The sequence below is a fragment of the Actinoplanes sp. NPDC004185 genome (genome assembly GCF_053603475.1).
In genome coordinates this window covers 146,986-160,835 of the sequence record NZ_JBSGFR010000014.1, presented here as the reverse complement: position 1 = coordinate 160,835, position 13,850 = coordinate 146,986, and the positions used below count along the sequence as shown (strand labels likewise).

The following is a 13,850-nucleotide window of genomic DNA, read 5'->3' as shown; positions in this document are numbered from 1 at the left end:
GGGAACCGATGGCGGAGACGACCGTGCTGCTCGTGGACGACCAGGCGCTGGTGCGCGAGGGCATGGCCATGGTGCTGGGCCGGCAACCCGGCCTGCGGATCGTGGGGGAGGCCGACGACGGTCGCGCGGGCATCCAGCTCGCCCGCCTGCACCGGCCGGACGTGGTGCTGATGGACGTGCGGATGCCGGTGCTCGACGGCATCGAGGCGACCCGGGAGATCGTGGCGCACTGCCCGCAGACCCGGGTGCTCATCCTGACGACGTTCGACCTCGACGAGTACGCCTTCAACGGCTTGCGCGCCGGCGCGAGCGGGTTCCTGCTCAAGGACGCGCGTTCGGCCGACCTGGTCGCGGCGGTCCGCACGGTGGCGGCCGGCGAGGCGGTCGTCTCGCCCCGCATCACCCGCACGCTGCTGGACCACTACCGGGCCGGTCCGGCCGCCCCGCCGGAACGGGAACGCCTCCTGGAGGAGCTGACCACCCGGGAACGCGAGGTCCTCGTGGCCATCGCCCGCGGCCTGTCGAACACCGAGATCGCCGGGGAGCTGTTTCTCTCCGAGTCGACGGTGAAGACCCACGTCGGCCGGGTCCTGGCCAAGCTCGGCGCCCGCGACCGGGTACACGCCGTCATCTGGGCCCACCGCCACGGCCTGGTCTGAGAGGGGTACCGCGGTACCACGGCCGGAGGGCACCGAGGGTGGATGGGAGGACCCTTCCTGGTCCATAGCGTCGAACCATGATCCGAGTAACGAGAATCCGGTTCCGTACCGCCTTCGGCTGGTTCGTCGCGATCACCGCGGTGGTCACCGCCGTCCTGCTCTTCTTCGTCGCCCTGCTCGTCACCGCCCAGACGACCGGGAACGCGCTGTTGTCCTACGCCGTTGCCACCCTCGTCGCGATCATGGGCGCGACCGTCCTGGCCCGGTTGTCGGTACGGCTCCGAGGCAGCCGGAGCGGGCTGACCGCAGGTGTCTGCCTCGCGACTTCGCTCCTGCTGGCGGCCGGAGTGTCCTGGGCCTGGTTCGGGGCGCCGGTCACCTACACGCCGTCGCCCGGCTCGCCCGCCGTACGGTACTGGGACCTGCCGACCGGTTCCCGGATCGCCTACGTCCGTACCGCCCACACCGTGACGCACCCCGAGCCGGTGCTGCTCGTCCACGGTGGCCCGGGCGCCCCGGCCGGCAACGGTGACGAGTTCGCCGAGCGCCTCGCCGGTGCCGGATTCGCCGTCTACAACTACCAGCAGGCCGGTGCCGGTCGATCCAGCCGGCTCGATCCGAGGGACTACACCGTGGCCCGGCATGTCGCCGACCTCGACGCCATCCGGCAGCAGCTGGGCGCCCCGAAGGTGGTGTTGATCGGCTCATCGTGGGGTGGGCAGCTCGTCGCGCACTACCTCGCCGCGCACCCGGACACTGTCGAGAAGGTGGTCGTGGCGAGTCCCGCGGCCATGTCGAGTGACTCGTTCAGCGACAGCAGCCTGACTCCGGACGGCTGGACCGACCAGAGCCGTCAACTGACCGCGCACACCCGTTTCGGGGCGACGTACTTCCTGGGCCAGGTGGGCGGATTGACGGCGGCCCGGACCCTGATGTCCGACCACACGGCCGACGGGCTCTATCAGCAGTTCGTCCGCAGCCTGAACATGAGCTCCGGCTGCCCTGCTGTCGCCGCGGTGGAACGGCCGGTCGACGCCACCGCCGGGTACGCCCTCTGGGTCAACATCGCCACTTCGGCCTCAGCGTCGCAGGCCGCCGACCCCCGGCCGGCTTTACGCCACAACGTCACCCCCGTGCTGGTGCTGCGGGCTCAGTGCGACTACCTCCGCTGGGAGGTGACCCGCGAATACCGTGACACGTTCCCCCGAGCGACGATGCTGACCGTCGACGGCGCCGGACATTCCGTTCTCGCCGACCGGCCGGCCGAGACCGGCACAGCCGCGGTCGCCTTCCTGACCGGAGGAGCCTTGCCGGCCGAGCCGTACACCGGCAGCGACACGCCCTGGAGATGAGGCCGGGACATCTGACCGGGCGGCCCGGGGACACGGACGCCCCCGGGCCGGAACGGCTCACACTGCGTTCAATGGCCGCGCGGGGGAGATCCGCCGGGTCACGACGTGGAGCGCGAAGAGCGCGTACCCCGTCAGCACCGGCACCAGCGCCGGGTGCACCAGGACCGCGAGCACCGCGGCCAGCACGACGACTCCGCCCGCCGCCGCGGCCGCCCGGCCGTGACCGGGCAGTGAGGCCAGGGCCGCCCGCCAGCTGTGCTCCGGGTCGGCGCCCACGGCCACGATCACCAGCGCGCCGTAGCCGGCACCCGCCGCGGCGAGAGCGACCGTGACCGCCACCAGCGGTGCGCCGCCCGGGACGGTGCCGTTGCGTACGGCCAGCACGTCGATGACCACCAGCAGCGCGGCCGTCGCGGTGGCCAGGCCGGCGACCAGGCCGGGCGCCAGCGCGCGCCGGAACGTCGCCCAGCTCGCGCGGACGGTCGGCCACCGGTCCTGCTCCAGGTGGTGGTGCACCGCCGCGCTGCCGGCCGCCAGCGCGGCGCCCGCCGTGACCAGCGGCAGCGCCGCGAGGGTGACCAGGAAGCCCAGCAGGGCCAGGTCGGTGGCGATCCGGACGGTCTCGCGCCAGTCGCGTCTCATCCCTTGAGCCCGCTGGTGTTGATGCCCTCGACGAGCATGCGCTGGAACGCCACGAAGAACAGGAACACCGGGACCAGCGACAGCAGGGACATCGCGAACATCGGACCCACCGAGCTCTCGCTCGTCGAGTCGATGAACAGCGTCAGCGCCACCGGCGCCGTGTAGTCCTGCAGTTCCGACAGGAACACGAGCTGCCGGAAGAAGTCGTTCCAGGTCCAGATGAACGAGAAGATCGCCGTGGTCACCAGGGCCGGCCGGCTCAGCGGCAGGATGACGTGCTGGAAGATCGAGTACGGCGACGCCCCGTCGATCTTCGCGGCCTCGTCCAGCTCGCGCGGGATGCCCCGCATGAACTGCACCATCAGGAACACGAAGAACGCCTCGGTGGCCAGGAACTGCGGTACCAGCAGCGGCAGGTACGGCCACTCGCCGCCGACCCAGCCGAGGTTCCGGAACAGGATGTACTGCGGGATGATCAGCACGTGCCCGGGCAGCAGCAGGGTCGCGATCATGATCGAGAACCAGAACTTGCGCAGCCGGAACCGCAGCCGGCCGAAGGCGTACGCGGCCAACAGGCAGGACACGGTGTTGCCCAGCACGGTCAGCCCGGAGACCATCGCGCTGTTGAGGAAGAACCGGCCGAAGTTGACGTCGAACTTCTGCCAGCCGGAGCTGAAGTTGCCCGGCGTGAAGCTCTCCGGCAGCAGCCCGATGTTGCTGGCGATCTCCTCGGGCGACTTGAAGGACGTCCCCACCATCCAGATCAGCGGGTAGAGCACGACCAGCAGGATCAGGATCAGGACGAGCAGGCGCAGCCGGCCGCGCATCAGTGCTCCTCGGCGTCGGAGTAGTGGACCCAGAACCGGCCGGTGCGGAACAGCACCACCGTGATCAGGCCGATCGCGAGCAGGAAGACCCAGGCCATCGCCGAGGCGTAGCCCATGTCCAGCTCGACGAAGCCCTTGATGTAGAGGTTCAGCGTGTACATCAGGGTGGAGTCGACCGGCCCGCCGGTGCCGTTGCTGAGCACGAAGGCGGACGTGAAGCCCTGGAAGCCGTTGATCGTCTCCAGCACCAGGTTGAAGAAGATCACCGGGGACAGCATCGGCAGCGTGACGTTGCGGAACTGCCGCCACCGCCCCGCACCGTCGACCGAGGCGGCCTCGTACAGCTCCGTCGGCACCTGCTTGAGCCCGGCCAGGAAGATCACCATCGGCGCGCCGAACTGCCAGATGGCCAGCAGCATCAGGGTCTGCAGGGCCCACCGCGGGTCGTTGACCCAGGGCGCGCCCTCGATGCCGAACAGGCCGAGGAACGAGTTGAACGCGCCGTCGCGGTTGAACATGCTGACCCACACGATGGCCAGCGCCACACTGCCGCCCAGCAGCGACGGCAGGTAGAACAGGCCGCGGAACACGCCGATGCCGCGCATGGCCCTGTTCAGCAGCAGGGCCACGCCGAGCGCGGCCGCCAGCTTGAGCGGCACCGCGACCAGCGCGAACGTCAGGGTCACCTGGACCGCGTGCCAGTAGGTCGGGTCCGACGTGAACATCTGCCGGTAGTTGTCCCAGCCCACCCAGTTCGCCTCCGACAGCGGCGTGAGCACGTCGTAGTCGGTGAAGCTGAGGTAGAGCGAGAGCAGCATCGGGACAGCCGTGATCGCGAGCAGCCCGATCAGCCACGGGGACAGGAACAGGTATCCGGGCAGGTTCTCGGAGTGCCGCTTCCCGCGCCGGTGGCCCGGGCCCTGCTGACCAGCAGGGTCCGGGCCGGCGGGGTCGATCCGGCTCTGGGCCGTTCGCACCGTAGTCACGACGATCGTCAGCCCTGACCGATCGCGGCCTTGGCAGCGGCGATGAACGCGGTGCCACCCTGGGCCGGGGTCTGGCGGCCGTACTGGACCTCCTCGGCGATCCGGATCAGCTCACTGCGCACCTTGCTGTGCCCCTTGAGCGGTACGGACGGCGCCGAGCTGAAGGTCTTGCCCAGCTCGGTCTGCACCGCGATGGTCTGCTTCATGCTCGGGTCGGTGACGCTGTCGGCCACCACCTGACGCACCTCGAGGTTGGACGGCAGGCCCCGGTCGGTGCCCAGGATCTTGCCGGCCTCCGGGTCGTTGGCCAGGAAGTTCAGCACGTCCACGGCCTGCTCCTTGTGCGGGCTGCCGCGGAACACCGAGAAGTACATCGACGCGCGCGCCCACTGGGCCTTCTGGTCGCCGGGGTACGCCACCACGCCGAGCTCGTCCTTGGTGTTCTTCTTCAGCTCGGGCATCTGGTTGGCCCAGACCCACGAGGTCGCGGCCTTGCCGGTGACCACCAGCTGCTTGCTGATGTCGGTGGCGTTGCCCTCGTGGATGACGTCCGGGGTGGGGGTGGCGCCGCGGTCCCGGGCACCCTTCCAGAGGTCGAACCAGGCGGTGACGTCCTGCTCGGTGAAGCCCAGCTCCTTGCCCTTGTACAGGTCCTTGCCCTGCTGCCGGAGCCAGACCCAGAATGCCTGGTAGACGGCGCTGGCGTCCTGGGTCCCGGGCACCTTGGCGACCTTGGAGACGTTCTCCGCCCAGGCGATGTGGTCCTCCCAGCTCATCCCCGTGGTGGGGGCGGGGAGCTTGAACTTGTCCAGCAGGGTCTTGTTGAAGACCAGGCCCTGGGTGTTCTCGCCGAAGGCGACGCCGGCGAGCTTGCCGTCGACGACGCCGTAGTCCTTCAGGCCGGGCGGGAACTTCGACAGGTCGAGGCGCCCGTCGCCCGAGTACGGCGTCAGGTCGAGGGTGACGTTGCGGCCGGCGTACTCGGCGATGTAGTTGTCGTCGATCTGGAACACGTCGGGGGCGTTGCCGCCGGCGGTGAGCGTGGCCAGCTTGTCGAAGTAGCCCTGGTTGGCCTGCCAGGTCTTCTTGAAGGTCACGTTCGGGTGTTTCTGGGTGTAGAGGTTGAGCGCCTTCTCGGTCAGCGTGGCGCGGTTCTCCGCGCCCCACCAGAAGAAGGACAGCTCGACGGGCTTGTTGGGGTCGCTGGACTCGTCGTCGCCGCCGCAGGCGGCGGCACCGAGAGCCAGGGGTATGACCAGGGCCGCGGCGAGAAGCCGCCGTCGGGTCGCGGTACCGTGGCGGCGCGTGGTTCGCACGTCCGTCGGCGGGGCTTTGTCCGGGTACATGGTGCTCACTCCTTGGCGTAGGAGGCGACAGCTTCGGGGGCGGCGGCAGCCGCGTTGCCCGGATCCGCATGGCTGTGCGGATCCGGGCCCGGTCCCGTCGAGTCGCGGATGACCAACTCGGTCTGAAGGCTCGCATGGGCAGTGGTACGACGGTCGTCTCCGTGCGCGAGGAGCATGTCGACGGCCGCTCTTCCCGCGGCGGCGGCAGGTGTGGCCACCGTGGTCAGCTTGGGATGGATGAGGCGGCTCAGCGCGATGTCGTCGATGCCGACGACGCTGATGTCCGCCGGGACCCGCGCGCCCTGGGCGTGCAGGCCCTCGATGAGGCCGATGGCCATGAGGTCGTTGTAGGCGAGCACGGCGCTGACCCCGCTGCGCAGGACCTGCTCGGCGACGGCGGCGCCGCCGTGCTCGGTGGGTGGGTTGGGGCCGATGACGGTCAGCTCGGCGTCCCCGGTGCGGGCGGCCAGCGCGGCCGAGCGCCGGATCTCCTTGCTGGTCCAGGAGCCGCGGGGCCCGGCGATCAGGCCGATCCGGCGGTGGCCGAGGCCGGCCAGGTGGTCGACGGCGAGCCCGGCGCCCTGGGCCACGTCCATCACGACGGTGGGCAGGCCGGTGATCTGCCGGTTGATCACGACCAGCGGCACCTCGCGGCTGAGCAGCTCGATCAGGCTGTTGCTCATCCGCGGGCTGCACAGCAGGATGCCGTCGACCTGCTTGGCCAGGGCGCGGACCAGGTCCTCCTCGACCGCGGCGTCCTCGTTGGAGTCGGCCACGAAGATGTGGTAGTCGCGCTGCCGGGCCTGGCTCTCGGCCGCCTTGATGAGCGGCGGGAAGAACGGGTTGGCGATGTCGGCCACGATCAGGCCGACGTTGTAGGTGCGCCCCGTGATCAGGGCCCGGGCGGCGCGGTTGGGCCGGTAGCCGAGCTGCTCGGCACAGGCCAGCACGCGGGTACGGGTGTCCGGGTTGACCAGGTGCGGCGCCGAGAACGTGCGGGAGACCGTGGAGATGTGGACTCCGGACTCCCGTGCGACGTCGCGAATCGTGGCTGGCACGCCGGCCCTTCCTTCGATGGAGGTGCCCTGTGGTCGGGGTCACTCTGGGGGCCAATTAATGCAAACGGTTGTAGCTGTGTCAACGGCCTTTTGTTGCAGGTTCATGACGGCTGTCCGCATTACCCGCGCACGTCATGGCCGCTAATTACCATAAAAGCGGACGTAGCCACCCTGAATTCTTGACGGGGAGCGATCGACGTGTTTAGTTCTGCTGCAAACGTTTGCAGTGAGGAGACGCGGTGGACGCACGACGGCGCTACGCACTGGTCGGTACCGGGGCCCGGGCCGAGATGTTCCTGCGGGCCCTGGCCGTCGACCACGCCGGCACGGCCGAACTGGTCGCCCTGGCCGACGTCAACCCGAGCCGGATGGCGGCGCACAACCGCTGGCTGACCGGGCTGGGCGGGCCGGCGGTGCCCACGTACCCGGCGGCGGAGTTCACCACCATGCTGGCCGCCGAACGGGTCGACGAGGTGCTGGTCACCAGCGTGGACCGGACGCACGCCGACTACGTGGTGGCTGCGCTGGAGGCCGGCTGCGACGTCATCACCGAGAAGCCGATGACGGTCGACGCCGAGGGCTGCCGGCGCATCCTGGACGCGGTCGAGCGCACCGGCAAGCGGGTCCAGGTCGCGTTCAACTACCGCTTCAACCCGCTGCACGAGGCCGTCCGCGAGGTCCTGGCCGCCGGCGAGATCGGCGAGATCGGGTCCGTGCACTTCGAATGGCTGCTCGACGTGCGGCACGGCGCCGACTACTTCCGCCGCTGGCACCGCGACAAAGCCAACTCCGGCGGCCTGCTCGTGCACAAATCCGGCCACCACTTCGACCTGGTCAACTGGTGGCTCGGCGCCGAGCCGGCGCAGGTGTACGCCGATGGCCGGCTCTTCTTCTACGGCGAGGCCGGGCAGCGCCACGGCTACGCCCGTGACTACGAGCGCGCCCACGACGCCCCCGCGGCCGAGGGTGATCCGTTCGCCCTGCGCCTGCGGGACAACCCGCGGCTGCGCGAGCTCTACCTCGACGCCGAGGCCGACGACGGCTACCGGCGCGACCAGAACGTCTTCGCGCCCGGCGTGACGATCGAGGACGACATGGCGGTGCTGGTGCGCTACGGCACCGGCGCCACGATGACCTACCACCTGACCGCGTACGCGCCCTGGGAGGGCTACCGGGTGATGGTCAACGGCAGCCGGGGCCGTCTGGAGCTGGAGGTGGTGGAGAGCGACCACGTCAGCGCAGCCGGCGCGGGCGAGGTCAAGGGGGCCGCGATCCACGGCGTGACCGAGGCCGAGGAACAGGGCCGGGCCACGCTGACCCTGCGGCCGTTCTGGGCGCCGCCGCGTGAGCTGCCGTTGCCGGCGGGGTACTCACGGTCCGGGCACGGCGGCGCCGACTCGCGGATGACCGACGTGCTCTTCGGCGCGGCCAAGGACCCGCTCGAGCGTTCCGCCACCGCCCGCGACGGCGCGCTCGCCCTGCTCACCGGTCTGGCCGCCAACCGCTCCATCGAGACCGGGGCCCCGGTCCGCGTGGCCGACCTGCTCGACCTGCCCTGACCCGTTCCTTCTCGACGAGGTGTCCATGTCAGACCTGATGTTCGCGGCCGAACCCCGCGAGCGCGACATCGCCCGCGAGCTCTACACGCTCGTGGCCGACCTCCCGCTGATCTCGCCGCACGGCCACGTCGATCCCGGCCTGCTCGCCGAGGACGAACCGTTCCCCGACCCGGCCCGGCTGATCATCGTCCCGGACCACTACATCACCCGGATGCTGCTCAGCCAGGGCATCCCGCTCGCGCGACTCGGCGTGCCCAGCCGTACCGGTGACCCGGTCGAGACCGACCCCCGCGCGATCTGGCGGCTGCTCGCGGACAACTGGCACCTGTTCCGCGGCACGCCGTCGCGGCTCTGGCTGGAACGCACGTTCGCCTCGGTCTTCGAGGTGACGACCCGGTTCGGCCCGGCCACCGGCGACGCGATCTACGACGAGATCGCCGCCAAGCTCGCCGAGCCCGCCTTCCGGCCCCGTGCGCTGTTCGAGAAGTTCGGCATCGAGGTGCTGGCCACCACGGAGTCGCCGCTGGACGAGCTGACCCGGCACGCCAAGCTCGAAGCCGACGGCTGGGGCGGCCCCGGCGGCCGCGTGATCACCACGTTCCGCCCCGACGACGTGGTGGACATGGAGTTCGAGGGCTGGGCCGGACGGATCGCCCGGCTGGGCGAGCTGACCGGCGAGGACACCGCGACCTACCGCGGCTACCTGGCCGCGCTGTGGTCCCGGCGGCAGGCGTTCAAGGCTGCCGGAGCGACCTCCTCCGACCACGGGCACCCCACCGCCCGTACGGTGCACCTGCCCGCCGCCGAAGCCGCCCGCCTGTACGAACGTGGTCTGCGCGGGCGCGCCTCGGCGGCCGACGCCGAGGAGTTCCGCGCGCACATGCTGGTCGAGTTCGCCCGGATGTCGATCGAGGACGGGCTGGTCATGCAGCTGCACCCCGGGGCCGTCCGCAACCACAACAAGAGCCTGCACACCGGGCACGGCCGCGACGTCGGCGGCGACATCCCCCAGGCCACGGACTTCGTGCACGCCCTGACGCCGCTGCTCGACGCGTACGGCAACGACCCGCGGCTGCGGGTGGTGCTCTTCACCCTGGACGAGGACACCTTCACCCGGGAGCTGGCCCCGCTCGCCGGTGGGTACGCCGCGCTCTACCTGGGCGCACCCTGGTGGTTCCTCGACTCGCCGGACGGGCTGCGCCGGTTCCGGGACGCGGTCACCGAGACCGCCGGCTTCTACAACACCGCCGGCTTCACCGACGACACCCGGGCCTTCTGCTCGATCCCGGTCCGGCACGAGGTCGCCCGGCGGGCCGACGCGGCGTACCTGGCCCGGCTGGTCGCCGAGGAGCGGCTGCCGCTGGACGAGGCCGCCGAGACCATCGCCGACCTCGCCTACCACCTGCCCAAGAAGGTGTTCCGGCTGTGACCCGGGTCGTCGAGGTCGAGGTGCACGACGTCCGGTTCCCGACGTCGCGGACCGGCGACGGCTCCGACGCCATCAACCGCGGCGACTACTCGGCCACGTACGTGGAGCTGCGCACCGACGGGCCGCACGTCGGCGCCGGCTTCACCTTCACCAACGGCCGCGGCAACGAACTCACCTGCGCGGCGGTCCGGGCGCTCAGCCACCACGTGGTCGGGCGGACGCTGAGCGAGCTGGCCGCCGGGCCGGCCGCGTTCGTCCGGACACTGACCGCGGACCCGCAGCTGCGCTGGCTCGGCCCGGAGAAGGGCGTCATCCAGCTGGCCACCGGGGCGCTGGTCAACGCGGTGTGGGACCTGCGGGCCAAGTCCGCCGGGGCGCCGCTGTGGCAGCTGCTCGCCGAGATGTCCACCGAGGAGCTGGTCGCCTGCGTCGACTTCCACCACATCAGCGACGCGCTGACCCCGGCCGAGGCGGCGGCGATCCTCGACAAGGGCCGGGTCGGCCTGGCCGAGCGCCTCGCCGACGTGGCCCGCGACGGCTTCCCGTCGTACACGACGTCGGTGGGCTGGCTGGGTTATCCGGACGACAAGGTGCGGGCGCTGGCCCGGACGGCGTACGACCAGGGCTGGCGGGCCATGAAGATGAAGGTCGGCGGTGACCTCGACGACGACGTGCGGCGGGCGGGCATCATCCGCGCGGAGATCGGCCCGGACGCGCTGCTGATGATGGACGCCAACCAGGTGTGGGACGTGGACGAGGCGATCGCCGCGATGACCCGGCTCGCCGCGTTCGGCCCGTACTGGATCGAGGAGCCGACGCACGCCGACGACGTCCTCGGCCACGCCCGGATCCGGCACGCCGTCGACGAGCTCACCGGCGGCGCCTGCCGGGTGGCGACCGGCGAGGTCGCCGCCAACCGGGTGATCTTCAAGCAGCTGCTGCAGGCCCAGGCGATCGGCGTCATGCAGGTCGACGCGTGCCGGGTCGCCGGCGTCAACGAGGTGCTGGCCGAACTGCTGCTGGCGGCCAAGTTCGGCGTCCCGGTCTGCCCGCACGCGGGCGGGGTCGGGCTGTGCGAGCTGGTCCAGCACGTGGCGATCTTCGACTACCTGCGGGTGGGCACGGCCCTGGAAGGCCGCATGATCGAGTACGTGGACCACCTGCACGAGCACTTCGAGGATCCGGTACGCACCCGCGAAGGCCGCTACCTGCTGCCGGACCAGCCCGGTTACAGCGCCACCATGCGTCCCGCCTCGATCGCGGAATTCTCCTTCCCCGACGGACCGGCATGGCGGTGACCACCACGCCGCTGCTCAGCCTGGCCGCCCTGAGCCGGCTGCCGGCGCAGTGCCGTCCGCTGGTGCGCCCCGGTGACGTCCCGGCCGGCCTCGTGCACCTCGGCCTCGGCGCCTTCCACCGGGCCCACCAGGCGGTCTACACCGAGGAGGCGATCGCCGCGGCCGGCGGGGACTGGGGCATCATCGGCGTGGCGCCGCGCTCCGCCCAGGTCGTCGCCGACCTCTGGGCCCAGGACCGGCTCTTCAGCGTGACCACGATGTCCGGTGCGAGCGCCGGCACCCGCGTGGTCGGTTCCCTGGCCGGGGTCCGGCACGCCGCGGCGGATCCCGGCGCGGTGGTCGCCCTGCTGGCCGATCCGGCGGTACGGGTGGTGACGCTGACCATCACCGAGAAGGGCTACCGGCTCGACCCGTCGACCGGCCGGCTCACGATCGACGCGGACCTGCGGGCCGACCTGAGCACCGGCCGGGCGCCGGTGACGATCCCCGGGCTGCTGCTGCGCGGCCTGCTGGCCCGCTGCCGCGCCGACGCCGGTCCGATCGCGGTGCTCAGCTGCGACAACCTGCCCGCGAACGGGCGCCGGGTGCGGAGCCTGGTGGACCAGGCCCGGGCGCTCGTGGCGGGGGACCCGACCGGCTTCGATGAGTGGCTGGGCGCGAGCGTGACGTTCCCCGGGTCCATGGTGGACCGGATCGTGCCCGCCAGTACGCCGGCGACGCTGGAGCTGGCGGCGACCGCGCTCGGTGCGCGGGACCTGGCGGCGGTGCACGGGGAGCCGTACCGGCAGTGGGTGATCGAGGACTGTTTCCCCGGTGGGCGGCCCGCCTGGGAGCTCGCCGGTGCGGTGCTGACCGACGATGCCGGACCGTGGGAACGGCTCAAGCTGCGTACGCTCAACGGGGTGCACTCGGCTGTCGCGTACCTCGGGGCGCTGGCCGGGCGCGAGACCATCGCGGCCGCGCTGGAGATCCCCGGGATGCGGGCGGCGATGACCCGCTTCGTCGCCGACGACGTGGCCGGCAGCCTCGAGCCGCCGCCCGGCGTCTCGGTCGTCGGGTACGGCGACTCGGTGCTGGACCGGTTCGCCGACCCGGCCATCGCGCACCGCACCCGGCAGGTGGCGATGGACGGCACGCAGAAGCTGCCGCAGCGCGTGCTGCACACGATCGCCGACCGGCGCGCGGCCGGCGCAACACCCCGCTGGGCGGCCCTGGTCGTCGCGGCGTGGATGCGCTACGTGCAGGGGACCGCGGACGACGGGCAGGCGCTCCCGCTCGACGACCCGCTGGCCGACCGGATCCGCGAACGGCTGGCCGCCGCGCGATCCACCCCCGCGGGCGTGGCGGAGGCGCTGTTCGGGCTGGACACGGTGTTCCCGGCCGAGTTGGCCACCGACGCGACGGTACGGGCGCTGGTCGTCGAGTGGCTGACCGCGCTGGACAGATACGGTGTCGAGGCGACTTTGGCAGGTGCGGCATGACGGCGACAGTGGCGTTGATCGGTGCGAACGGGCACGGGCGGTCGCACCGGCGGCGGATCGCCGAACTGGAGCGGACGGGGTCGGTGCGGTTGGTGGCGCTGGCCGACGTACAGCCGATAGACCCGGACCCGCCGGTCCCGGCCGGCGTGGCCGTCTTCACCGACCACCGCGAGCTGCTCGCGGCCGCGACCCCCGACCTGGTGGTGATCTGCACGCCGCCGCACACCCACCTGCCGATCGCGCTCGACGCCCTGGCCGCGGGCTGCGACCTGCTGCTGGAGAAACCGCCGGTGCCGACGGTCGAGGCGCACGCGACCCTGCAGGCGGCGGTGCTGTCCTCGGGCCGCTCGTGTCAGATCGGCTTCCAGGCGCTCGGCTCGCTGGCCGCCCAGACCCTGTTCGACGCGGTGCACGCGGGCCGGCTCGGCGCCGTCGAGAGCGTGGCCACGGTCGCGTCATGGCGGCGCGACGACGCCTACTACGCCCGCGCGCCGTGGTCCGGCCGCCGGGTCGTCGACGGCCGGCCGGTGCTCGACGGCGCGCTGGTCAACCCGCTGGCCCACGCGGTCATGCAGAGCCTCGCGGTGGCGGCCGCGGCCGGCGCGGGGGAGCCGGTGCTGCTGGAGGCCGAGCGCTACCGCACCCGCGACATCGAGGTCGACGACACGGCGTTCGCCCGGATCACCTTCGACGGCGGGCTGCGCCTGATGGCGGCGGTGACGCTGGCGGGGGAGGACTTCATCGCCGGCGACGTGATCGTGACGGGATCGGCGGGCCGCTCCACCCTCGAGTACCCGACCGACCGCCTGGACCTGCCGGGCATCACCGCGCCGGCCGGCCGGATCGACCTGCTGGAGAACCTGGTGGCGCACCGGCGGGACCGGACCGGAGTCGCGCTGGTCGCACCGCTGGAACGGACGGCGGCGTTCACCGCGGTGGTGCAGGCTTTGACCGGGCCGGGGGCGGCCGCGCCGGCGTTGATCGGCGACCCGTTCGTGGAGGCAGTGGGCGCCGGGCCGGAACGGGTGCAGGTGATCCGGGGGATCAACGCGGTGCTGCGGGAGGCGGCGGAGACGGTGAAGCTGCCGTCGGAGTCGGGGGTGGCCTGGGCGGTGCCGGCGTACGCGGTGGATGTGCCGGTGGGCTGAGCCGGGTCATGGCCGCCGTTACCCGCGAGGTAATCGCCGGGCGGCGGCGTACCCGGCACGCTGGA

12 protein-coding genes are annotated in these 13,850 nt (G+C 71.8%); 7 read left to right on the top strand and 5 right to left on the bottom strand.

The window, feature by feature from the left end; genetic code table 11:
* Nucleotides 1-8: 8 nt before the first annotated feature.
* Both ACWEOZ_RS17015 and ACWEOZ_RS17010 read left to right on the top strand, forming a co-directional pair.
* The gene (locus ACWEOZ_RS17015; RefSeq protein WP_451911620.1) at nucleotides 9-659 is read left to right on the top strand and encodes a response regulator; all 651 of its coding nucleotides are present in this window, start codon (nucleotides 9-11) and stop codon (nucleotides 657-659) included.
* A gap of 77 nt (nucleotides 660-736) precedes the next feature.
* The gene (locus ACWEOZ_RS17010) at nucleotides 737-2,011 is read left to right on the top strand and encodes an alpha/beta fold hydrolase (RefSeq protein ID WP_451911619.1); all 1,275 of its coding nucleotides are present in this window, start codon (nucleotides 737-739) and stop codon (nucleotides 2,009-2,011) included.
* A gap of 57 nt (nucleotides 2,012-2,068) precedes the next feature.
* Here ACWEOZ_RS17010 and ACWEOZ_RS17005 read toward each other — a convergent pair whose 3' ends face one another.
* The 5 genes from ACWEOZ_RS17005 to ACWEOZ_RS16985 are packed head-to-tail and all read right to left on the bottom strand — an operon-like array spanning nucleotide 2,069 to nucleotide 6,870.
* Nucleotides 2,069-2,653, bottom strand: coding sequence for a DUF624 domain-containing protein (locus tag ACWEOZ_RS17005; RefSeq protein ID WP_451911618.1), 585 nt, complete (start codon nucleotides 2,651-2,653; stop codon nucleotides 2,069-2,071).
* Nucleotides 2,650-3,480 (bottom strand): carbohydrate ABC transporter permease, encoded by an 831-nt coding sequence (locus ACWEOZ_RS17000; protein ID WP_451911617.1) that lies wholly within the window; start codon nucleotides 3,478-3,480, stop codon nucleotides 2,650-2,652. Before ACWEOZ_RS17000 ends, ACWEOZ_RS17005 begins: the two co-directional genes overlap by 4 nt.
* Nucleotides 3,480-4,457, bottom strand: a complete 978-nt coding sequence (locus ACWEOZ_RS16995; RefSeq protein WP_451911652.1) for a carbohydrate ABC transporter permease — start codon at nucleotides 4,455-4,457, stop codon at nucleotides 3,480-3,482. Before ACWEOZ_RS16995 ends, ACWEOZ_RS17000 begins: the two co-directional genes overlap by 1 nt.
* A 17-nt stretch (nucleotides 4,458-4,474) precedes the next feature.
* Complete coding sequence (locus ACWEOZ_RS16990; protein ID WP_451911616.1) at nucleotides 4,475-5,812, bottom strand: ABC transporter substrate-binding protein; 1,338 nt, start codon at nucleotides 5,810-5,812, stop codon at nucleotides 4,475-4,477.
* Nucleotides 5,813-5,817: 5 nt separating this feature from the next.
* Nucleotides 5,818-6,870 (bottom strand): LacI family DNA-binding transcriptional regulator, encoded by a 1,053-nt coding sequence (locus tag ACWEOZ_RS16985; protein ID WP_451911615.1) that lies wholly within the window; start codon nucleotides 6,868-6,870, stop codon nucleotides 5,818-5,820.
* 239 nt (nucleotides 6,871-7,109) lie between these two features.
* On the opposite strand from ACWEOZ_RS16985, the gene ACWEOZ_RS16980 reads away from it, so the two are divergent.
* From ACWEOZ_RS16980 to ACWEOZ_RS16960, 5 genes are read left to right on the top strand one after another with little or no spacing between them, the layout of a single operon-like run.
* Nucleotides 7,110-8,429: a Gfo/Idh/MocA family protein gene (locus tag ACWEOZ_RS16980; RefSeq protein WP_451911614.1), complete on the top strand. Its 1,320-nt coding sequence runs from the start codon at nucleotides 7,110-7,112 to the stop codon at nucleotides 8,427-8,429.
* A gap of 25 nt (nucleotides 8,430-8,454) precedes the next feature.
* A complete protein-coding gene (gene uxaC / locus ACWEOZ_RS16975; protein ID WP_451911613.1) occupies nucleotides 8,455-9,858 on the top strand; it encodes a glucuronate isomerase in 1,404 nt (467 codons plus the stop codon).
* The gene (locus tag ACWEOZ_RS16970) at nucleotides 9,855-11,156 is read left to right on the top strand and encodes an enolase C-terminal domain-like protein (protein ID WP_451911612.1); all 1,302 of its coding nucleotides are present in this window, start codon (nucleotides 9,855-9,857) and stop codon (nucleotides 11,154-11,156) included. The genes uxaC and ACWEOZ_RS16970 overlap by 4 nt, the downstream gene beginning before the upstream one ends.
* Nucleotides 11,147-12,637, top strand: a complete 1,491-nt coding sequence (locus ACWEOZ_RS16965; protein ID WP_451911611.1) for a mannitol dehydrogenase family protein — start codon at nucleotides 11,147-11,149, stop codon at nucleotides 12,635-12,637. Before ACWEOZ_RS16970 ends, ACWEOZ_RS16965 begins: the two co-directional genes overlap by 10 nt.
* On the top strand, nucleotides 12,634-13,785 hold the full coding sequence (locus ACWEOZ_RS16960) for a Gfo/Idh/MocA family protein (RefSeq protein ID WP_451911610.1): 1,152 nt from the start codon (nucleotides 12,634-12,636) through the stop codon (nucleotides 13,783-13,785). Before ACWEOZ_RS16965 ends, ACWEOZ_RS16960 begins: the two co-directional genes overlap by 4 nt.
* The last annotated feature ends 65 nt before the right edge of the window (nucleotides 13,786-13,850 follow it).